Source organism: Micromonospora coxensis, from assembly GCF_900090295.1.
GTDB classification, from domain to species: Bacteria; Actinomycetota; Actinomycetes; order Mycobacteriales; family Micromonosporaceae; genus Micromonospora; species Micromonospora coxensis.
The window spans coordinates 6,723,198-6,744,494 of sequence record NZ_LT607753.1; the positions used below are offsets into that span (position 1 = coordinate 6,723,198).

The following is a 21,297-nucleotide window of genomic DNA, read 5'->3' on the forward strand; positions in this document are numbered from 1 at the left end:
TGGCGTCACCGGCTCGCCCACTCCCGCAGGAGGAACTTCTGCACCTTCCCCACGGGATTGCGCGGCAGCTCGTCGATGATCTCGAGTCGTTCCGGCCAGTACTGCTTGGCGACCTTCTGCTCGTCGAGGAAGTGCTGCACCTCGGCGAAGTCGATGTCGCCGGTACGCACCACGTATGCGCAGGCGCGTTCCCCGAGCCGCTCGTCGGGCATCGCGACGATGGCGACATCGGCGATGGACGGATGGGCGTGCAGCAGCTGCTCGATCTCCGCGACGGGGATCTTCTCGCCGCCCCGGTTGATCACGTCCTTGACCCGGCCGGTGATGCGCACGAAGCCGGACTCGTCGATCACCGCGAGGTCACCGCTGCGGTACCAGCCGTCGGACGTCATCGCCGCGGCGGTCCAATCCGGGTGGTCCAGGTATCCGGCGAACAGGCAATCGCTGACGACCTCGAAGACGCCCTCCTGCCCGGGCCCGAGCGCGGCGCCGGCGTCGTCGGTGACCCGGATGCCGACACCGGCCAGCGCCCGCCCGTCGGTGCCCCATACCGAGGCCGGCTCGTCACCGGGCGCGCCCAGGGTGCCGAGGCAGGTCTCGGTGGTCCCCCAGGCACCGCACACCGCGGCGTCCAACACGCGGGTCGCCCGCTCGGCCAGTGCCCGGGGGACGGCGGCGCCGGTGGCGACGAAGATCCGCAGATCGGCCGGCGGACGGCCGGTGGACTCCACCGCGGCCACCAGATCCACCAGGAACGGGGTGGCCGCCTGTACGAAGGTGCCGTGCCATCGGCGCAGGGTGGCCAGCGCGGCCGGCCCGTCCCACACCGGCTGGAGGATGTGCGGGACGCCGAGCGTCAGCGCCAGCCACATCCCGTACAGGAACCCGGTCTGGTGGGCCAGGGGTGACGGGACGAAGACGCGGTCGGAGCGGGTCAGCCCCAGATGCCGGGCCGCCATCGCGGCCGCCCTGGTCAGCGTCTCCATCCGGTGCAGCACGCCCTTGGGTTCGCCGGTCGTGCCGGAGGTGAACAGCAGCTGGGCGAGCATGTCCGGCGCCGGGCGGCGGGCGTCGAGGACCCCTCGGTCGGGACGCTGCCGCGCGAGCGCCTCGTCGAATCGGTGCCACCGGGCGCCACCGCCCTCGGGCAGCGGCCCGTCGCCGGCGACGACCAGGACGTGCCGGACCGCGGGCGCCTCCGGGCCGGTCAGCAACGCAGCCAGCTCGCGAGCGTGGTCGCGGCCGCGGTGGTGCTCCGGCACGACGACCACGCGGGCCCGGGCGCGGCCCAGCATGTACCTCAGCTCGCGCTCGCGGAAGATGGGCATGAGCGGGCAGCACACCGCGCCGATGCGCAGCGTGGCGATGGTCAGCACGACCGACTCGGTCCAGTTCGGCAGCTGCCAGGCCACCGGCTCGCCGGGCTCCACACCGAGCTCCAGCAGCATCGAGGCGGCGGCGTCGGCGCGCTGGTCGAGTTCACGCCAGGTGAGGCACCGCTCGGCACGGCCCGGGGAGGCCGCCTCGACGACCGCCGGGTCGTCGGGCCGCCGCCGCGCCCACCGCCCGACGAGGGCGTCGAGCGGCTCGGTGGCGATCCGGCCCGGGTCGATCACGTCCTGCTGCGCGTCCCGCCGGCGATCCGGCTTGCGGCCGGATTCCACCGACATCGACATGCCGATCGCGTTCATCTCGTCAACGAAGCGGGGGTAGGAGATCCGGTACGCGTTCGGGTACGTGAGCCGGCTCTCCCCCTCGGCCTGTGACGCGGCGACGGCCAGCGCCATCAGCACCCTGTGGTCGTTGAAGGACGACAGCTCCGCCGCGGTGAGCCCGGAGACCCCGTGGCAGCGCAGCTGGTCGCCGTGCAGGTCCAGCCGGGCGCCCATCTGGTTGAGCTGAAGCATCGCGGCGACCCGGTCGGATTCCTTGAGCCGCACATGGTCGACGCTGTCCAGCGTCGACGTGCCGTCGGCCTGGCTGGCCAGCACGGTCAGCACCGGCAGCATGTCCGGCACCGAACGGCAGTCGACCGAGACCGGCCGCAGCCGCAGCCCGTCGTGCTGTACCCGCACGAACCCGGTACCGGGGTCGCGCCGCAGCGGCAGGCCCATTCCGGTCAGGATGTCGAGCAGGTCCGCCTCCGGGTGATCGGTCTCCGCGGCGCCGACCGCGGACAGGCCGCGGAACAGCACGTTGGAAGGCCGCAGCGCCGAAGCCGCGAGACCGAACGCGGCCGAGCCGATGTCGGGCGGAAGCTCGATCACTGCGGGATGCGGCCGCTGGTTCGGCTCGACGGCGAACGTGCGGCCGTCCGGCCCGGTCTCGACGACCAGACCGAAGCGCCGCATCATCGCGATCGTGAGACCCACGTAGGAACGCTCGTTGAACGGACCGGTGACCTCGATCAGGCTCGGCCCGGTGGCGAACGGCGCGAGCAGCAGCAGCCCCGAGATCCACTGTGACAAGGTGCCCGGAATGCGCACCCTGCCGCCGGTGGGCACGCGCGGCGCGACGGAGATCGGCGGAGTACCGGTTGGTGCGTCGAGCCGCACCCCCAGTCCCTCGAGAGCCCCCAGCAGGGGGCGGATGGGCCTGCGCCGGAAGTACTTCTGGCCGACGATGGTGACCGGCGCGGCCGCCAGGGCGACCAGCGGCGTGAGGAAGTACAGGGTCGTGCCGGAGCTGCCCACCGACACCCGCTCCCGGACCGGCCGGTACTGACCACCGGTCACGAGGAGCGTGTCGCCGTCGTCGCCGACCTGGATCTCGGTGCCGAGCTGGCGCAGCGCCTGGATCGTGTGCTGCACGTGGCCGGCGTCGGACAAGCCCTGAATGCGGGTGGTGCCCGGTGCGAGTGAGGCGAGGATCAGGGCACGGTGAGCGTGGTACTTGGAGACCGGGACGTGAAGCTCCCCGGTCAGCGACCCGATGCGGCCCTTGACCAGCAGACGCACAGTTCCTCCTTCACTGCGGGCGAGGGCTGCGGTGCGGTGGTTCGCCCGACGACGGTGTCGGGGCTCCGACGCCGCCGAGGACGGCATGCATGCCGCCGTCGGCGTAGAGCACCTGCCCGGTGGTGTACCGGGCGAGACCGGACAGCAGAAACAGCACCGCACCGACCACCCGGGCCGGATCGTTCCGGTCCCAGCCGAGGGGTGCCCAGCGTTCGTAGTGGTCGGCCAGCTCGCCGAAGCTGGTGACGCCGCGTGCCGACACGGTCTCCACCGGGCCGGCGGCCACCAGGTTCACCCGGATTCCCTGCGGACCCAGATACAGCGCGAGGTACTGGGCGATCGACGTCAGCGCCGTCTTGTAGACGCCCATCCAGTCGTACCCCGGCAGCGCCCGCCCGGCGTCGACGGTCATCCCGACGATCGCGCCGCCGCGCTCATTGCGGCTGAGGGCGGGGGTGAGCGCGTGGGCGAGCTGCTGCAGCGAGTACGCCGAGGTGCGGAAACCCTCCAGCGCGCTGCCGGGCGGGGTGGTGAGAAATGCCGCGCCGAGCGCATCCGACGGTGCGTACGCGATGCTGTGCAGGACACCGTCGAGCCGTTCCCACCGCGCCACCTCGGCGGCCAGGGCCTCGAAGCTGGAGTCGTCGGTGACGTCCAGCTCCACGACGTCCGCGGGTGTCGGCAGGAGCTCGGCCGCCTTGCGGGTGATGCGCAGCGCGCGACCGAACGAGGTCAGCACGACCGTCCCGCCCGCCCGCTGGAGTGCCTCGGCGACGTGCCACGCGATCGACTCGGTGTTCAGCACGCCGGTGATGATGTACGTCCGCCCGGTGAACAGTTCCAACCTGCGCTGCCTTTCCGCTGCGAGCCCCTGGCGAGGCGGCCGAGCTGTGCCGTCACCGCTACGCTGCGGTGCTCTCCGCGACCACCCGCTCGACGAGCTCACGGAGGGTCATGCCGATGAGATCCCGGCGTGGGATGTCCACCCCGTAGCTCTTCTTGACGCTCGTCATCAGATCCGCCACGTCCAGCGAGTCGATGTCGAGCTGGTCGAACTTCGCGTCCGGGCGGATCGCCTCTTCCTCCACGCCGAGGTCGACGAGTTCGGTGTGGAGAAACTGCTCGACGTCGGCGGCGACGGTGTCCTGCGGCATGGGTGCTTTCCCTTCAGTTCAACGGGTGGGTGCGGGTGAGTGGCGGCGGGCGAAGTTCGGCGAGTGACGCTGTGCCCAGTACCACTGCCGCCAATAGGCCTCGGCCAGGTCGACCCACGTTTGCAGCTGGTCGGCGCTGTCGAGGAAGCGATTCTGATTGACCACGAGCCAGGTGTAGACCGCCTGGCTGTCCCGGCAGCCGCCGCAGTCGCCGGAGGTGCAGCAGAACTGCAGCGTCTCGTAGTCGGCGCCGTAGACGGCGAACCCTTCGATGGCCGGCTGGCCGTTGCCGATCCGGGCGGCGTGCTCCGGCAGGTCGACGCTGATGCTCGGGCAGACGTCGTAGCCGAACCTGCCGCCCCAGTGGGTACGCCCGGTGATCAGCGTTTCGATGAAGTACGGGTGGCTGACCACGGCGTCCGGATACAACTCCTTGACCCGGAGCGCCTCGGCCAGGGTCCGCTTCTCGTCATCGATCCGCAGGGGCTGGTCGGTGCCGTGTGCGCTGTAGAAGTTGAAGGTGACCTGGTTGCCGTTGTCGGCGATCGCCCGCACGGTCGGCTCGACGTACTGCAGGCCGTTCTCGGACAGTGCGAAGACGAACGTCACCCGGGGATCGTCGCGGTAGTGCCGCAGCGCCTTGTCGAACAGCCCCGTGAACGTGGACCCGTTCGGCCGGACCGCCCGCAGGTCGTCGTCCAGCGGCCCGCCGCCGAACAGGCTGATCGCCACCGCCACGTTCTCGAAACCGGCCACGGGCAGCGGCCGCAGCCCGTTCGAGGAGATGGTCAGGTAGGGCAGCCGCTCGACGAACGGGACGATGCGGTTCAACACCAGGGTCGGTTCTCCGCCGATGAGCGTCGCCTGAGTGACCCCGGCCGCGTCGAGCCGGTCGACGAACGCCCGGATCACGCCGATGTCGGAGGTCTCCGGGACCGCGGCGTCGAAGCCGCCCTCGAAGTACCAGCAGCCCTTGCACCTGATGTTGCAGGTGGTGGTCAGGTGGACCTCGCACGCCCTGACCCGGCGGCCCATGTCCCGTAGCGCCAGCATCCGTTCGTTCAGGTCGGGACGGGCGGCCAGGAGGTCACGTAGCTTGACTTTCGCCTCGCGCCGCGGCGGCGGAGGAGGGTTGAGGTGGAGCGGCACGACCGCCATCAGGCCGCCTCGCCGCCGGGAACCCGCAGGCCGAGTTCGATGATGCGGCGCGAGACGATGGCCGTCCACTGGTCCCGGGCCTGCGCATTGGTGGTCTTGCGAAGACCGTAGCGAATCGCCAGCTCGGCCCGCTTGGAGTGGGGGTTGCCGAAGACGCCGATGAAGGTGGGCCACAGCCGGTCGAGCGCGGTCTGCAACTGCTGCCGGCCCTCCTCGGTGGTGGCGATGTTGCGGCACACCCTGGCACCGTGTGCGATGTGGATCTTCTCGTCGAGGATGATGGTGCGGACCGCCTCCGCCCACGGCTGGTAACTGCTGTCGGCGAATTCGCGGATCATCAGCAGCGCGGCCTCCTCGCCGATGTAGGAGAACACCCCGCGCTCGGCCCACGTCGTGCACGTGTGCAGGCCCTGGTCGGCGAACAGGTTGCGGTCCTCCAGCCGCTGCGTCTCCATGTGGCTGGTGTCCACACCGAGGTCCGCGAGTATGCGTTTGCCGATCTTGTAGTGGTCGTACTCCTCGACCGCCCGCTCGGCGCAGACCTGGCGTTCCTCGGCGTTGGGCGCCATCGGCAGGAACATCATCGTGTAGTCGTCGCCGCCGGACAGCTCGCCCTCGGTGTTGATGGTGATCTGGCTGATCAGCATCTTCTGGTATTCGCGAGGTGCGCGACGGAACTCCTCCGGGGTCCGCACCACGAATGCCTCGTCGTCGAAAACTGTGACACGGTCGGTCACCGTCACCATCGACCTCCAATGCATGAGACCCGCGTGAGCGCGCAATGACCCGTTGGCCTGCGCACTTGTCAGCGCTGGTCGACTGTGGACGCACTTGTTCCGGCAGCCAGACAACGATGTCTGCTCCGGTCGATACCGCCTGATCCCTCAGTCAGGCTGCTTGCGAAGACGTCACGCGCAGCATGCGGTCGCCTGGCGGCCGGTCGCGCCGGCCTCGTTCAGCACCGCATCGGGAAGCCGCCGGTGGTGCGTCACCTCATGCCACTCGCGCAGGTCGCGGCGTACGCCGGCGTCGCTGCGCAACGGCCGCCTCGCGCCGCCGTGTCTGCGGGATGAGACCGGGGTGATGGTGGGCACGCCGCACCACGTCCCGCTGCCCACGGTGGACGACCTCCGGCGGATCATGACAAATGCTCAACGGCCAGCCGCTGCACGTCCGGCCGCACGATCTTGCCCAACGGGGTACGAGGGAATTCCTCCACGTCGAGCTCCTTGAGCGCGACGAACCGGCGCGGCACCTTGAACGTGCTCACGTGCTTCAGCAGCGTCGCCCGCCACACGTCCTCGTCGGCGGCGGCGCTGGGCAGCAGCTTGTAGACGAGGACTAGCTCCACGCCGGTCACCGGGTGGGGGAGTGCCGTGACGACCGCGTCCTCGATGCCCGCGAGGTGCGGTACGACGGACTCGATCTCCGCGGGGTAGACGTTCTCGCCGTTGACGATCACCATGCTGTCGAGGCGGTCGACGATGGTCAGCTCCCCGCCGGCGTCGAGCTGGCCCAGGTCGCCGGTGTGGATCCAGCCGTCGCGCAGCCGCTCGGCGGTCAGCTCCGGGGCGTTCTCGTAGCGGGTGAACAGGTTCGCGCCGGTGAGCAGCACCTCGCCGTTGTCGCCCGCGGGCACGTCGCTCCCGTCGAGGCCCACCACCCGCACCTGCGAGCAGGCCACCGGCAGCCCGGCGGTACGGGTGTCGCCCGGCTTGCGGTCGCGCGGCTCGACGGTGGTGATCGTCGCCAACTCGGTCATTCCGTACACCTGGTAGACCGGGATGCCGAACGTGCTCTCGAAGCGGTGGATCAGGGCGGGGCTCAGCGGCGAGCCGCCGGCGAGCACGCCCTGGAGGCTCCGCGCCGCCGGGCGCTCCGGCTTCTCGGCGAGGTGTGCCAGGTAGGCGTTGACCACCAGCGTCCAGGTGGGCTGGAAGCGGTCTACGTACGTCCAGAACCGGGCCAGTGCCGCCTCGGATCGCACGCAGACCGACCGGCCGCCGCACCACAGCGGGGTCAGCGTCGGGAACATCTGGCCGCCCGCGTGGAACAGCGGGTTGACGTTGAGGAAGACGTCGTCCTCGCCCGCCTTTGCCCACTCGGCCATGGCCACCGCGCCGGAGATGAGGCTGCGGTGCGACAGCACGACGCCCTTCGGGGTGCCGGTGGAGCCGGAGGTGTAGACGACGACCGCGTCCAGCTCGCCGCTGCTGTCGAGCGCGGACGGCCGGCCCGGCTCGCCCGCCCCCTTGGTGAGCACGTTGCCGATGAAGCCCGCCTCGTCGTCGACGGACAACCAGCTCGTGCCCGGCGACAGCTTGGTCGACGTGCTCTGCCGGCCCAGCACCAGGGCCGGCTCGGCGTGCGCCAGCTGCGCCTCCAGCTCGGCCGGTCCGGACTTGGGGTTGAGCGGCACGAGCACCCGCTGTGCGCCGACCACGCCGAGGAACAGCAGCGCGGCGAGCGAGGAGTTGTGCAGCACCATGGCGACCCGGCCGCCCGGCGGCACCCCGTGTTCGTCGAGCAGGGCGGCGCAGCCGCGGGTGAACGCCAGCACCTCCGCGAAGCTGATGTCGCGAGCCTCCCCGTCGGCCTGGAGCAGGTACGGCCGGTCGCCGTACCGATCGGCGGCGGCGGCGATGAGGTCGAGGAAGTTCCTGGTGTCCGGGGGCTGCCAGGCGGCCGGCGCCCCGGCCGCCGGGCCGGCCGATCCGTCATCCCTCGCCGACCGGCGCACCAGGGCAGCGAGCTGGCGAACCGTGGGCGTCTCGAAGATCGCGTCCACCACGTCGACGCCGAAGTCCAACTCGACGCGGGTCACTATCTCGACGGCCGCGAGGGAGTCCATGCCGGCTTCCATCAGGTCGTGATCCAGACCCAGATCGGAACGCTTCAGGACGTCCCAACAAATGGACTGTATTCGTGATTCGACATCAAGCACGGCCATCGTGAAGTTCCCCCGTTGCATCGCAGATCAATGACCTTGTTGAGCAGGTCAAGCCCTGGTCGGCGGCGTCGTGACGACTGTGCGCACCGAAGCCAACGCAGAAGATAGCCGCTCCGTGGGAGCGTGTCCATCCATTGCCATGAACGCGGTTGTGTGCCAGTCTCGCTGCCGCACGGGACATCCGGCTACGGGGGCAGGATAATGACCATGGCACCGCTCATCGGCGACTTCGATCCGTTTTCGCCGGAGATGATGGCCGATCCGTATCCCGTCTACGCCACGCTGCTGCGCGCCGACGGTCCGGTCTATCTGGACCGTCGCGGAATCTGGATCGTCAGTGGCTACGACGACGTCCGCGCGGCGGCGAAGGACCACGAGCGGTTCTCCTCGGCCGACGGAATCGCCTACGACAAATCCAGCCTTCCCATTCTGTTCGGCGTCGATCCACCCGACCACACCCGGCTCCGGCGCCTGATCAATCGTGATCTCACCCCACGGGCGGTGGAGTCCTGGCGGCCCTTTGTCGAGCAGATCTGCCGGGAACTCCTCGACGCGGCGTTGGCCGCCGAGGACGTCGAGATGGTGAACGAGGTGCTCGTGCCGCTGCCGGTGCGGGTCATCGCCGCCGTGCTGGGCATCCCGGGCGACGACGTGGCGCAGTTCAAGGCCTGGTCCGCAGGGGTGATCGAGGGCTTCAACGCCAACGCGCGGCTGCGGCCCCGCTCGGGCCTCGACGACGGTGACCCGGACTCGGCGGACCGGCGGCGGGCGGCCAAGAAGGCGCTGTCCGCGGTGGCCGGTATCTCGGTCTACTTCCAAACTCTGCTCGACCAGCGCCGCAGGCAGCCGACGGGCGACGACCTGATCTCGAAGCTGCTCGCGGCGAACGAGGACCAGCTCCGCGACGAGGAGCTGGTGTGGCTGTGCCTGGCCCTGCTCGTCGGTGGCAACGAGACGACCACCCATCTGCTCGGCAATCTGTGCCTCGCCCTGATCGACCACCCTGACCAGGACACGCTGGTGCGCGCGAGGCAGGAGCTGATCCCCGGCACCGTCGAGGAGACACTGCGGTTCGACCCGCCCGTGCAGAGCGTCTTCCGCACCGCCACCACGGATGTCGAGATCGGCGGGACCGTCATTCCCGAGGGATCCCGCGTGCAGTTGTCGTTCGCGGCCGCCAACCGGGATCCTCGCCGGTGGGAGGATCCAGAGCGGTTCCGCGTCGAGCGGCAGTCCGACGGCCACGTGGCGTTCGGCAGCGGCATTCACTTCTGCGTGGGTGCGCCGCTGGTCCGCCTCGAGACGTCGACGTTCCTCCGGCAGCTCCTCGCCCGCACCGAACGGATCGCGCTCAGCGGACCGTTCCGCAGGATCAAGAGCCCGACGTTCCGCGGGTTCGAGGAGCTGCCGCTGCACCTGACGCCCAGGGTCATGGCGTAGTCGATCAGGTCGGCGGCGGCCGGTCGCGCAGAGCGGCGCGGGCGGCGTTGTCTCGTTCGTGGACTCGGCAGTAGCCGGTCGGGGTGTTGCGCACCGTCGCGGCGCCGACAGGGGCCGGTGGTGAGCCACCCGACCGGAGCTCGAATCAGGATGGTGCCTCTCGATGAATACCTCCGGCAGATCGCTCGCCGACGCCGTCTTCGCCAGGTTCCGCATCGCCGGTCTGCTGCCGTACGCGGGGGTGGGTCCGACGGCCGGTCTGGCGGCGGTGAACCTGCTGCTCGGGCTGCTGCCGGTAGCGTTCGTCGTGGCGACCAGCGTCATGCTGGGGCGCATTCCGCCGGCGGTGGCGGTGGGCGTCGGGTCGCCGGAGTGGTCAGGTGTCGTATGGGCCTTCGTCGTCGCGTCCGGCGCGTTCGCGTTGCAGCAGTCGCTGAGCCCGTTGCAGGCGGCGCTCAGCGAACTGGTGGCCCGGCGCGTCGACGGCAGGATCTTCGACCGCCTCATGGGCGCGTCACTGCGCAGCCCGGGCATCGCCCCGTTGGAGGACCAGCGGCTGCTCGACGACCTCGCCGAGGCCAGCCACGAGCTCGAACACGGTTTCCAGAGCCCTGGCAGGGCGTGCGCGGGCCTGCTCAACCTGATCGCCCGTGTCACCGCGCTGCTCGGGTACGTGATCGTCATCGGGTTGGCATTCGCCTGGTGGGCCGCGGCGGCGGTGCTCGTCGCGGTGCTCGCGTTCCGCTACGGCCAGCGCGGCGGCCTGCGCCGGTACTCCCAGGTGGTCGTCAGGTTCGCCGCCGCCCGGCGCAAGAGCCGCTACTTCCGGAACTTGGCGATGGGCGGCGTCGCGGCCAAGGAGATCCGGGTCTTCGGGCTCGTGGAGTGGCTGCGCGACCAGTACGCCGACGCCTACCGGGAGTGGACACGCCCGGTCTGGGCGGCCCGCCGCCGCATCCTGCTGCGGCCGTACGGCTGGTACACCGTCCTCGGCCTGGCGACGACTTCGGCCGTGCTGGTCGCCACGGCCCGCGCCGGTCTGGCGGGGATGGACGTCACCAGCCTGGTGCTGGTGTTGCAGGCAGTACTGGGCGCGATGCGGCTCGGCGAGTTCTATCCCGAGGCTGACGTCCAGACCCAGTTCGGGATGAACGCCTTCCGTGCGGTGCGCGCGTTCGAACGGGCCGTGGACGAGTACCCCGCGGCGGCGGCGCTGCCCTCCGTCCCGGCCGGCGAGCGGCTCCCGACGGTGCCGGCACCGCGCCGGGAGATCCGCTTCAGCGACCTGACCTTCCGGTACCCCGGGCAGTCACAGCCGGTCTACGAAGGGCTGAACCTCGTCGTCCCGGCCGGCCGCTGCACCGCGATCGTCGGTGTCAACGGCGCCGGCAAGACCACACTGGTGAAGCTGCTGGCCCGGCTGTACGACCCGCAGCAAGGAGCGGTGACGGTCGACGGTACGGACCTGAGGGCGTTCCCGGTCGACGCGTGGCGGGCCCGGCTCGCCGTCATCTTCCAGGACTTCAACCGGTACGAGGTGTCGGCGGCCGACAACATCGCGTTCGGCGCGGTCGAGTACCTCGGGGATGTGGACCGGATTCGGGCCGCAGCGGCTGATGCGGGGATCCAGACCACCCTGGAGGGGCTGCCCGCCGGCTTCGGCACGCCGCTGGCCCGGCACGTCACCGGCGGAGCGGATCTGTCCGGTGGCCAGTGGCAGCGGGTCGCACTGGCGCGGGCGCTCTTCGCGTTGCGCAGCGGGGCCTCGGTGCTCGTGCTGGACGAGCCGACGGCGAGCCTCGACGTGCGCGCGGAGTCCCGCTTCTTCGACGAGTTCGTCCGGTTGACCGGGGACGCCACCACCATTCTGATCTCACACCGGTTCTCGACCGTGCGTCACGCCGACCACATCATCGTCCTCGACTCCGGGCGGGTGCACGAAGAGGGCTCGCACGAGGAGCTGATACGCCGCAACGGCCGGTACGCCGAGCTGTTCCGGCTGCAGGCGGACCGGTTCGCCGACGACGAGCCCCAGGACGAGCACAGCGGGGTGACGGTGTGATGCGTGGATCCTCCTCGAACAACCTGTGGGCGGCGGTCCGGCAACTGCTGGGCGCGGCATGGCGGGAACACCGCGGCAAGACGGTCGTGGCGGTCACGCTGATGCTGGCCGGTGCGGTGGCCGCGCCGCTGACCGGTCTCGCCCTGAAGTGGCTGATCAACGCCGTCGTCGAGGGGCGGACCGGGGCCGCGGTCGGGGCGGCGGTGACCCTGGCCGGGCTCGCCGTCGCCGTGCTCACCTTCGGGCACTTCGCGCACGTGGCCCACTTCGAGCTGTCCGATCTCATCACACTGAGGTACGACGAGGAGCTCATCGCGCTCACCAACGGCTCGGCCGGCCTCGAACTGCACGAGCGCCCGGAGCACGCCGACAGGATCACAGTGCTCGAGCAGGAGGTGCAGCAGGCGCGTGCGTCGCTGCAGGCGCTGCTCAACACGGGCAGCCTGATCCTGGCCGCCGTGGTCACCGGCATCCTGCTCGCGATGCTCAACCCGGTGCTCATCCTGCTGCCGCTGGCCTCGATTCCGCCACTGCTGGCCGGGCGGCGGGCGGAACGCGCCATCGACCGGGCCACCACGGCGACCGCCGAGGCGACCCGGCTCGCGCTGAACCTGTTCCGGCTGACCACCACCGCGGCGCCGGCGAAGGAACTGCGACTGTTCCGGCTGCAGTGGGAGGTCCGCTCCCGTCACGGCGAGCTGTGGACCGACGTGACCGGCCGGCTGTGGCAGGCACAGGTGAGGGCCACCGCGGTCCGCGCCGCCGGTCAGCTGCTGTTCGCCGCCGGCTACGTGGCGGCCGTGCTGCTGGTGGTCCGCCAAGCGATCGAGGGTGATCGCACTGTCGGGGACGTGGTGCTCGTCACCGTCCTCGCCGCCCAGGTCAACCAGCAGGTTGTGCAGGCTGTGGCGCTGTTGCAGGATCTGCAGCGGATGGCCGGCACACATCGGCGGCTGCGGGAGCTGCGGGCAGCCGCCGACGCGACCGCGGGGGATGTTCCCGACACCGCGGTGCCGGACCGGTTGCGCCTGGGCCTCGACCTGCGCGGCGTGTCCTTCGCGTACGACGGGGGGACACCGGTGCTCTGCGACGTGGACCTGCACCTGCCCGCCGGCGCCACCGTGGCGATCGTGGGGGAGAGCGGCGCCGGGAAGTCCACGTTGGTCAAGCTGCTGTGCGGCTTCTACCGGCCGAGTGCCGGCGAGGTGGCGGTGGACGGTGTCGACCTGGCGCGGATGTCGCTCACCGACTGGCGGCGCCGGATCGCGGCCGGCTTTCAGGACTTCGTCCGGTACGAGCTGGTGGCGCGCGAGGCGGTCGGCGTCGGTGACCTCGACCGGGTCTCGTCCACCGACGCGGTACAGGCGGCGCTGGAGCGGGCCGGGTCGTCCGACATCGTGCCCGCGCTCCGTGACGGGCTGGACACCCAACTGGGCAAGAGCTATGCCGATGGCGTGGAGCTGTCCGGCGGCCAGTGGCAGAAGCTCGCCCTGGGCAGGGCGCTGATGCGCGAGCAGCCGCTGCTGCTCGTCCTCGACGAGCCCACTTCGGCCCTCGACGCCGAGGCCGAGTACGCGCTGTTCGAGCGGTATACGGCGCAGGCCGCGCGGGTGGCCGCGAAGACCGGAGGGATCACGCTGATCGTGTCGCACCGCTTCTCGACGGTGCGGATGGCCGACATGATCGTCGTGGTGTCGGACGGTCGGGTCGTCGAGGCCGGCGATCACGCCACGCTGATGCGCTCCAGGGGCCTCTACGCAGAACTCTACGGAATGCAGGCGCGCGCCTACAGGTGAACCGGTCCGGCGATACCACGCCGGACCGGTTCCACGCGGCTGGCCGCCGCAGCCGCTCTACCGAGGCGGCCGGCCGGAACCCGAGGCCGACACCGGTTGCCGCTGCCACACGGCGAGCGGCGATCCGGGCGGCGGCGCCGACGCGCACAGCACGTAGTGGCCGGGAGTCACGGCGTCGGTCCGCTCGCCCACGGCTGCGCACAACTCGGCGTGCAGCTGCTCGACCGTCAACCCCGGCTCGGTCGGCACCGCGTAGGCGACCATAGGTCCGAACTCGCCGCCGTCGGCGAACACGGCGGAGGCCGCCAGCCGGGGCGAGGCGGCGACGACTTCCGCCACCGAGGGCACATGCGCCCAACCGGCCGCGGTACGCAGCCAGCTCTCTCCCCGGCGAACCGGCCGGACACCGATCAGGGTCTCCAGGTCGGCGAGGACGACGGGCTCGTGCACCGCACGAACCACGATCTCCTCCACCCCGCGCATGAGCATGAGGGCAGCCTCCACCGGCACATACGCGGTATCCGCCTGAAGGTGGAGCACCGCCCGGTCGGGCATGGGATGCACCGCCCAGAACGCCTTGATGCCGAGCCGCTCCCAGCGGTCGGTCACCGCCAGCCGGGTATCGTCACGTAGCCGTCGCAAGTTCTCCGGCGTCGGGTCGACCTGCGGCAGCGCGTCCCACCGGCCGTCGGGCCGGGCGTCGTTGAAGAACGCCTCCCGATCCGGGTGCGCGCCTCGTTGCACGCGCACCTGCTCCAGCAGGGCGGCCAGGTCCCGCGGGTCGTACGCGGCATGGCGGAAACAGCTCAGCGAACTCCGCAACACCTTCCGGACCGCTTCGTCGAATGGCGACCCCGCGACCGAGGTGGTGAACATTCCGTTCTGGGCAAGCGGCGCCACCGTGGTGCGCAGCTCCGGCCGCCGGTTGGCCGCGATGATCTGTAGCGTCACGTGGTCGTGATCGGTGTAGTGGCCGAGCACTGCGGCGACGGCGGTGAGCAGCACCGACGAACTGGTGACGCGGAGCCGGCGGGCGATGTGCTCGGCGGCGACCGCCAGTGCGGACGACTCGAGGGTCAGGCCCGCGTAGCGGGGTTCGTCCGGGGTGACCGTGGGAAAGTCGAAGATCGAGTGCGACGTGGCGGTCAGTGCCGCTCGCCAGTGCCGCATCGCCGCAGCGCTCTTCGCCTGCCCCCTCGGATCGGACTCAGCCCGGGCCAGCGCCAGTGGGCCGCCCGCACCGTCCGGCTCGGCCTGGGTGGGGCCGGCCGGTTCGTCCGCCGCCAGCGCCGCGGCGATCTCAGCGCAGAGCTGCCGCAGCGCGGCCCCGTCGACACAGAGATGCGAGACGACCAGGACCAGATGAAGTGGGACGTCTTGACGGCAGACCACCCCGACCCGCAGCGGCCACTCCTGCTCGTGCCGGAACAGTTGCCCGCGTAGCTGGAAAGCCAGTTCCTCGGCAGCCGAGCCGACGTCCGCGGACGCCGTCACGTCGTGGACCACCAGGTCGAGCGTTCCCTCGGGATGCAGCTCCTGCCGAGGTTCGTCGGGATAGCCGGGGAAGCGGGTCCGTAGGCCTTCGTGCCGTTCCACCACCTGGCGCAATCCTGTACAGACCTCGGACATGCTGCGTCCGTCCGGCACGGCGACCATCCGGACCAGGTTGAAGTAATGGTTGCCGTCACCCAGCCAATGCATGGCCTGCCAGATGGCGCGTTGCCCCCACGCCAGCTCGCCTTTGCCGGGGCCGGTGCCGTGGAACACCACCGGCACGTGACGATGTACTCCGACGAGCGATTGGCTCACTGCTCGACCGCCGTGCGCCGCTGAAGTCCGGCGGGGCGAGAATGCGTCAGCGCTGGCGCGGCAGGGGCGGGCGGGAGCGGAGAAAACAACGATTCAACGGTTCTGTCGGGCACATCTTCCTCCCCGTAGGTGTGGCTTTCGTAAAACATTCGGCGTTACCGGCCGAGCCTGACGCGCGGGTGCAGACAAATAGAAGAGCATCGTGCACCGGCGGCGTTCGCGTTCGAGGCAACCGTTGCATTCATCGATATCGACTTTAGTCCGGCGGCCACACACCGCGCAACGGCGTCCCAGTCGCCAGCCTGGCCTCAAAACGAACCTGACATTCGCACCGTTCGGATGCCGACCCCGTCATCAGAACTGGACTGGAGGTGCCTTTGTATTCGCGGAGGAGTCGGTCGTGTCGGTGGACACTCGAGGTGAGCTTCCACCCCGGGAGACTTTGCTGGTGGTTGATATTTTGTACTATTTAGACGTCTGTGAGCGACCTCGATGTCGGTGACGAACCGGCCGTCGAGGTCGTACGTGGAGCCGGCCCGCCGGTCCAGCTCGTCGGACCGGGACTCCACCCGGTAGTGGCTCCTGCGGGTCGCTGTCGACGGTCACATCGACGACCCGGCACCGAGCCGCGATGGCTCGCGGGCCTGGACCGTTCCCGACACCACGGCGCCGGTCACCCGGTTGGTCGAACCGTCGCGGGTGACCATGTGAACCTCGGCGCGGATCCGGCGACGGCGGAGGCTGGCCTTGGTCGACTGCCCGATCGTCGCCCTCGGCGGCAACGCCTCCGCCGACACCCAGATCGTCCGGTGGGCAACCGGTCGAGCAGTTCGGCGAACGAGCCGGCAGGGGTGCAGCCGACGAGCGTGAACCGTTCCCGTGACCGGGGCGGTAGTGCCGGTCTTGGGGGGCGATCGCCGTCCTGGCGAGTGAGGTCCCGCCACGAGCTGGGTCCGCACCGACCTCCAAGCGCCCCGCCTCGTGCGCCTGGTGGCTTGAGGTGTTTCAGGCCGGCTCACCGAGGAGACGCGGCCGGTCTTCCGTCGCGCGGTCGGGCTCGACGACGAGACGTGGCGTCGCGCCCGGGGGTGGGCGGTGTGGAAGGCCGCCATCACCCTGGCCGACCCGCACGCTCCTGGACCGCGTAGGACGGAACAGGAGCAGGCGCTGCGGGCGGCGCTGCGGGATGTGGCCGCCACCTGACGGCCGCTGCGCGGCGGCAAACCGGCACCGGCGCCAGGAACGGTGCCACTGCCGGGCGGGGACGCGGCGCCGCGGTCGCCGTTCGGCCCACCTACGGCTGACCGCCACGCCGACCGCGGCCGCAGCCGGCCGCCGCGCACACCGATGAGGGCGGGTTGCGCGTACCGAAACCCTTCCCGGTCAGCGGGGGAGCGTGACACCGTCGTCGGCGGAGCGGGGGACCGGCACCCCCGCCTTGCCGGCCGTCGGCACCGTGGTGACGCGCAACCCGGGCAGCCCGGACACGGCAGTGCTGCCGTCCCGCCGGACGGCGACGTCGACCGAGGCACCGGCCACCCGCAGTCCGGCCACGGCGACCGCGCCCAGCTCCGCACCGGCCAGCGGAGCGAGCCGTACCGTCCCGGCGGGCACGTCCGGGTAGAGCCCGGTGGCGGCCTGCAGCAGCAGCACCGCGGCCGCCGCCGACCACGCCTGCGGCCGGCAGGCGGCCGGGTACGGCGTCGGTCGGCCGAGCAGGTCACGGTCGTCACCGCCGTACAGCTCGGGCAGCCGGTAGTCGAACGCCTCGGCGGCGCCGAGCAGCCCGTCGGCCAGGCCGAGCGCGGCCTCCCGGAAGCCTGCGCGGGCCAGTCCGGCGAGCACGATGGCGGTGTCGTGGGCCCAGATCGACCCGCAGTGGTACGACAGCGGGCTGTACCCGGCGTCGTCGGTGGACATGGTGCGCAGGCCGAAGCCGCCGGCCAGTCCCTCGCCGGTGAGCAGGGCCGCCACCCGCGTCTCCTCCTCGGTCGACAGCAGGCCGGTGCCGAGCAGGTGACCGATGTTGCTGGTCAGCGAGTCGACCGGGCGCTTGTCCCGGTCCAGCGCGAGCGCCGGGCGGGGGCCGGCGGGGCCGCCGTCGACCCAGAACGAGGCGCGGAAGCGGTCGGCGAGCCGGGCGGCGTAGCCGCGCCACCGGTCGGCGCCGGGGCGGCCGAAGGCGTCGAGCAGGTCGGCGCCGTTGGTCGCCGCCTGGTACGCGTACCCCTGCACTTCGGCGAGGACGATGGGCGGAGCGGCGAGCCGGCCGTCGTGGAAGCGGACCGCGTCGCCGGAGTCCTTCCAGCCCTGGTTGGCCAGGCCGTGCCCGGTGGTGTCGACGTATTCGACCAGGCCGTCGCCGTCGGCGTCGGCGTGGTCGCCGAGCCAGCCGAGCGCCGCCTCGAGGTGGGGCAGCAGTGGCTCCACCGTCTCGGCGGGCAGCCCCCACCGCCAGGCGTCGTGCAGCAGCGCCACCCAGAGCATGGTGGCGTCGACGGTGCCGTAGTACGCCGGTGGCAGTCGTAGCCCGTCGTCGAGGGTGAAGTCGCCCCGGCGCAGCTCGTGCAGGATCTTGCCGGGGGCCTCGCCGCTGGCCGGGTCGGTCCGGGTGCCTTGGCGTCGGGCGAGGACCCGTAGCGTCCCGGCGGCCAGGTCGGTGCCGAGCGGCAGCATCATCCGGGCCGCCCAGAGGCTGTCGCGGCCGAAGAGGGTGAGGAACCAGGGCACTCCGGCGCCGAGGAAGACGTCGCCGGGGGTGGTGGTGTCGGTGAGGCGCAGTCCGCGCAGGTCGTCCAGCGAACGGTCGAGCAGCCGGACCAGGCGGCGGTCGTCGGCGTGGACCTGCGGACGGGCCCACTCCGGCTCGCCGGCCGGGGCGGCCACCACGGCGCGCGGGTCGTGCACGCGCAGCCGCCACCGCAGGGTGACCGTCTCCCGCGGGCCGAGGGTGACCGGCCAGGAGAGTCGGGGCGCGACCGCCCGGTCACCGTCGGCGTGCCCGGTGGCGCCGTCGCCGGTGACGGTGACCGTGACCCCGTCGGCGGTCCAGCTGATCTCGCCGGAGGGTCCGGTGCCGGCCTTCAGCGGCGCGGCCGTGACCCCGGACTTGACCACCTCGATCGGGGCGAGGTCGCAGGCCAGCTCGACCGCGACGGTGGCCCGCACCGGTGCGGCGGCGGCGGAGATGACGCGGACCTCCTCGTCGAGGCCGTGTGGGCCGACCCGGCGGGTCCGCTCGATGCGGACGGTGGGGTCGGGGCCGGGGTCGCCGAGCCAGCGGGCCACGCCGACGAAGCGTGTGCCGTGCGGGCCGGCCGGGCCGTGGGCGAGCGCCTCCGGTTCCCGGTCGTCGACGCGCAGCTCGGCTCGGGACAGCACCCGGGCGTCGGCGTGGAAGACGCCCTGGACGCCGGTCGGGCGGATCTGCCCGGCCCGGTCACCCAGTGCGCTGGTGGGGGCGAGGACCGTCCCGACCAGCTCGTGCAGCAGGGGTTGCAGGTGGCGCTCGGTCACGGGGGTGTCTCCAGATCCTGTGGGGGTGCGGACGACGTCTTGACAAGCCGTCCCGGGCGGTGCAAAGTGCCAAACATTCCGAGGGGTTTGAACGATCCAATACTGCCTCATCGGAATTGGATCGTTCAAGACGGCGAGAGGGATCACGTGTCCGACAAGGTCACCATCGCGACGGTCGCCGAACGCGCCGGGGTCAGCCGGCAGACGGTGTCCAACGTGCTCAACGCCCCGCACATCGTGCGGGAGGAGACCCGCCGCCGGGTGCAGGACGCCATCACCGCCCTCGGCTACCGCACCAACCAGGCCGCCCGCCAGATGCGCACCGGCCGCTCCCGACTCATCGCCGTGCGCATCGAACCCACTCGCGACGGCATCAACGGCTCGGTGCTCGACCGGTTCCTGCACGGGCTCACCGAGACCGGGGAGGCCGCCGGCTACCGCACCATGCTCTACACCGCCACCGACGCCGAACGGGAGATCGCCGTCTACGACGACCTGCTCGGCTCCTACGACCTCGACGGGTTCGTACTCACCGGCACCGACCACGGCGACCCCCGCACCAGCTGGCTCGCCGAACGCGGCGTGCCCTTCGTGACCTTCGGCCGACCCTGGGACGACCTCGACGCGCACTGCTGGGTCGACGTCGACGGCGCCGCCGGCACCGCCCAGGCCACCACCCACCTGCTCGCCTCGGGACACCGGCGCATCGGCTGGATCGGCTGGCCCGCCGGCTCCGGCGTCGGCGACGACCGCCGCGCCGGCTGGTCCGACACCCTGCACGCCGCCGGCCTCGACCCGACCGGACTGGCCCGGGAAACCGTCGACGGCATCGGCGAGGGTGAGCGCTGCGCCCGCGAACTGCTCGCCCGGGCCACCCCGCCGACCGCCCTGGTCTGCGCCAGCGACTCCCTCGCGCTGGGCGCCCTGCAGGCCGTACGCGCAACCGAGCCGGCCGTGCCGGTGATCGGCTTCGACGACACCCCCGTCGCCGCCGCGATCGGCCTGACCAGCGTCAGCCAGCCCCTCGGCGACGCCGCCGCCCGCTGCGTCGACCTGCTCACCGCCGTCCTCGACGGTCCGCACCGCACCCCCGCCCCGGTGCTGCTGCAACCCACCCTGGTCCGCCGCCGCACCGCGTGACGTCCCCCCCCCCCCCGCACCGCATCCCCCACCACCAGGAGTACCGATGACACCTCGATCCCTCACCCGCGCGGCGGTGGCCGGCCTCGCCGCCGTCGCCCTGCTCGCCACCACAGCCTGCGGAAGCGGCTTCGACGACGACAACTCCGACGTCACGCAGTCCAGCGGACCGGCCAACCTGCAGATCCTGATCGGCTCCTCCGGCGACGCCGAGACCAGGGCCGTGCAGGACGCCGCCGCGAAATGGGCCAGCAGCTCCGGCAACCAGGCCACCGTCACCCCGGCCCAGGACCTCACCCAACAGCTCGGCCAGGCCCTCGCCGGCGGCACCCCACCGGACGTCTTCTACGTCGACGCGGCCCGCTTCGCCGACTACGCCAGCGTCGGCGCCCTCGAACCGTACGGCGACCGGATCAGCAACCCCGACGACTTCTACGACAGCCTGCGCACCACGTTCACCTACGACGGCAAGCTCTACTGCGCGCCGAAGGACTTCTCCACCCTCGCCCTGCAGATCAACACCGACCTGTGGACCAAGGCCGGGCTGACCGACGCCGACGTGCCGACCACCTGGGAACAGCTCACCACCACCGCCCGAAAGATCAAGGCCAAGGGGCAGGTGCCGCTGGCCCTCGGGGACACCCGCGACCGCATCGGCGCGTTCCTCGTGCAGAACGGCGGCTGGCTGCTCAGCCCCGACGGCAAGCAGCCCACCGCCGACACCCCGCAGAACGAGGCCGCCCTCACCTACGTCAAGTCGCTGCTCACCGAAGGCCTCGCCCGCTTCCCCAAGCAGCTCGACGCCGGCTGGTCCGGCGAGGCGTTCGGCAAGGGCAAGGCGGTCATGACCATCGAGGGCAACTGGATCAAGGGCGCCCTGCAGAACGACTTCCCGAACGTCAAGTACACCGTCGTCGAGCTGCCCGCCGGCCCGAAGGGCAAGGGGACGCTCTCCTTCACCCAGTGCTGGGGCATCGCCGCCAAGTCCAGGTACAAGGACCAGGCGATCAAGTTCGTCGAGGCGATGACCACCGGCGAGCAGCAGATGACCTTCGCCAAGGCGTTCGGCGTCATGCCCTCCCGGCAGTCCGTCCGCGACCAGTACACCACCGCGTTCCCCGCCGACAAGCCGTTCATCGCCGGCGCCGACTACGCCCAGGGCCCGGTCAACGCCCCGAAGATGGACAGCGTCGTCGGCGACCTGGACACCGGCCTGCAAGGACTGGCCAACGGCAATCCCAAGACCATCCTCGCCACCTTCGACAAGAACGCCAAGGCGGCACTCGGCAGCTGACGTGACCCACGGGGGCGCCGC

The 21,297-nt window shown here is 71.3% G+C and carries 14 protein-coding genes; 5 read left to right on the forward strand and 9 right to left on the reverse strand.

Annotation, left to right across the window (positions count from 1 at the left end; genetic code table 11):
- Positions 1 to 5 precede the first annotated feature (5 nt).
- The 7 genes from aroA to GA0070614_RS29875 all read right to left on the reverse strand — a co-directional run bounded on the left by aroA (position 6) and on the right by GA0070614_RS29875 (position 8,240).
- Complete coding sequence (gene aroA / locus GA0070614_RS29850; protein WP_088979070.1) at positions 6 to 2,957, reverse strand: 3-phosphoshikimate 1-carboxyvinyltransferase; 2,952 nt, start codon at positions 2,955 to 2,957, stop codon at positions 6 to 8.
- Between the two features lie 10 nt (positions 2,958 to 2,967).
- Positions 2,968 to 3,801: an SDR family oxidoreductase gene (locus GA0070614_RS29855; protein WP_088979071.1), complete on the reverse strand. Its 834-nt coding sequence runs from the start codon at positions 3,799 to 3,801 to the stop codon at positions 2,968 to 2,970.
- A gap of 58 nt (positions 3,802 to 3,859) precedes the next feature.
- Positions 3,860 to 4,111 (reverse strand): acyl carrier protein, encoded by a 252-nt coding sequence (locus GA0070614_RS29860; RefSeq protein ID WP_088979072.1) that lies wholly within the window; start codon positions 4,109 to 4,111, stop codon positions 3,860 to 3,862.
- An 18-nt stretch (positions 4,112 to 4,129) separates the two neighbouring features.
- On the reverse strand, positions 4,130 to 5,269 hold the full coding sequence (locus GA0070614_RS29865; protein ID WP_088979073.1) for a radical SAM protein: 1,140 nt from the start codon (positions 5,267 to 5,269) through the stop codon (positions 4,130 to 4,132).
- A complete protein-coding gene (locus GA0070614_RS29870) occupies positions 5,269 to 6,015 on the reverse strand; it encodes a Phenylacetic acid catabolic protein (RefSeq protein WP_088979074.1) in 747 nt (248 codons plus the stop codon). Before GA0070614_RS29870 ends, GA0070614_RS29865 begins: the two co-directional genes overlap by 1 nt.
- A 162-nt stretch (positions 6,016 to 6,177) precedes the next feature.
- Entirely contained in the window at positions 6,178 to 6,363 is a 186-nt protein-coding gene (locus GA0070614_RS30440) for a hypothetical protein (RefSeq protein ID WP_157745135.1), read from the reverse strand.
- Positions 6,364 to 6,407: 44 nt separating this feature from the next.
- Positions 6,408 to 8,240 carry an AMP-binding protein gene (locus tag GA0070614_RS29875; RefSeq protein WP_088979075.1) on the reverse strand — a complete coding sequence of 611 codons (1,833 nt, stop codon included), beginning with the start codon at positions 8,238 to 8,240 and terminating at the stop codon, positions 6,408 to 6,410.
- Between the two features lie 186 nt (positions 8,241 to 8,426).
- Between GA0070614_RS29875 and GA0070614_RS29880 the strand changes: the two genes are divergently transcribed.
- The 3 genes from GA0070614_RS29880 to GA0070614_RS29890 all read left to right on the forward strand — a co-directional run bounded on the left by GA0070614_RS29880 (position 8,427) and on the right by GA0070614_RS29890 (position 13,517).
- A complete protein-coding gene (locus GA0070614_RS29880; RefSeq protein ID WP_157745136.1) occupies positions 8,427 to 9,659 on the forward strand; it encodes a cytochrome P450 in 1,233 nt (410 codons plus the stop codon).
- Between the two features lie 163 nt (positions 9,660 to 9,822).
- Positions 9,823 to 11,721 carry an ABC transporter ATP-binding protein gene (locus GA0070614_RS29885; protein ID WP_088979077.1) on the forward strand — a complete coding sequence of 633 codons (1,899 nt, stop codon included), beginning with the start codon at positions 9,823 to 9,825 and terminating at the stop codon, positions 11,719 to 11,721.
- Positions 11,721 to 13,517 carry an ABC transporter ATP-binding protein gene (locus GA0070614_RS29890; protein ID WP_088979755.1) on the forward strand — a complete coding sequence of 599 codons (1,797 nt, stop codon included), beginning with the start codon at positions 11,721 to 11,723 and terminating at the stop codon, positions 13,515 to 13,517. The genes GA0070614_RS29885 and GA0070614_RS29890 overlap by 1 nt, the downstream gene beginning before the upstream one ends.
- Positions 13,518 to 13,574: 57 nt before the next feature.
- On the opposite strand, the gene GA0070614_RS29895 is transcribed toward GA0070614_RS29890, so the two are convergent.
- Complete coding sequence (locus GA0070614_RS29895; RefSeq protein WP_088979078.1) at positions 13,575 to 15,293, reverse strand: condensation domain-containing protein; 1,719 nt, start codon at positions 15,291 to 15,293, stop codon at positions 13,575 to 13,577.
- 1,416 nt (positions 15,294 to 16,709) lie between these two features.
- Complete coding sequence (locus GA0070614_RS29905) at positions 16,710 to 18,842, reverse strand: amylo-alpha-1,6-glucosidase (RefSeq protein WP_088979080.1); 2,133 nt, start codon at positions 18,840 to 18,842, stop codon at positions 16,710 to 16,712.
- Positions 18,843 to 18,989: 147 nt separating this feature from the next.
- Between GA0070614_RS29905 and GA0070614_RS29910 the strand changes: the two genes are divergently transcribed.
- Both GA0070614_RS29910 and GA0070614_RS29915 read left to right on the forward strand, forming a co-directional pair.
- Complete coding sequence (locus GA0070614_RS29910) at positions 18,990 to 19,982, forward strand: LacI family DNA-binding transcriptional regulator (protein ID WP_088979081.1); 993 nt, start codon at positions 18,990 to 18,992, stop codon at positions 19,980 to 19,982.
- Between the two features lie 46 nt (positions 19,983 to 20,028).
- Positions 20,029 to 21,276: a sugar ABC transporter substrate-binding protein gene (locus GA0070614_RS29915; RefSeq protein WP_088979082.1), complete on the forward strand. Its 1,248-nt coding sequence runs from the start codon at positions 20,029 to 20,031 to the stop codon at positions 21,274 to 21,276.
- The last annotated feature ends 21 nt before the right edge of the window (positions 21,277 to 21,297 follow it).

What these genes read in the sequence shown, in the direction of transcription:
- GA0070614_RS29890 (WP_088979755.1), top strand. Translation starts at nt 11,721, where the DNA reads ATGCGTGGATCCTCCTCGAACAACCTGTGGGCGGCGGTCCGGCAACTG.
- GA0070614_RS29870 (WP_088979074.1), bottom strand. Translation starts at nt 6,015, where the DNA reads ATGGTGACGGTGACCGACCGTGTCACAGTTTTCGACGACGAGGCATTC.
- GA0070614_RS29885 (WP_088979077.1), top strand. Translation starts at nt 9,823, where the DNA reads ATGAATACCTCCGGCAGATCGCTCGCCGACGCCGTCTTCGCCAGGTTC.
- GA0070614_RS29875 (WP_088979075.1), bottom strand. Translation starts at nt 8,240, where the DNA reads ATGCAACGGGGGAACTTCACGATGGCCGTGCTTGATGTCGAATCACGA.
- GA0070614_RS29880 (WP_157745136.1), top strand. Translation starts at nt 8,427, where the DNA reads ATGGCACCGCTCATCGGCGACTTCGATCCGTTTTCGCCGGAGATGATG.
- GA0070614_RS29915 (WP_088979082.1), top strand. Translation starts at nt 20,029, where the DNA reads ATGACACCTCGATCCCTCACCCGCGCGGCGGTGGCCGGCCTCGCCGCC.
- GA0070614_RS29860 (WP_088979072.1), bottom strand. Translation starts at nt 4,111, where the DNA reads ATGCCGCAGGACACCGTCGCCGCCGACGTCGAGCAGTTTCTCCACACC.
- GA0070614_RS29865 (WP_088979073.1), bottom strand. Translation starts at nt 5,269, where the DNA reads ATGGCGGTCGTGCCGCTCCACCTCAACCCTCCTCCGCCGCCGCGGCGC.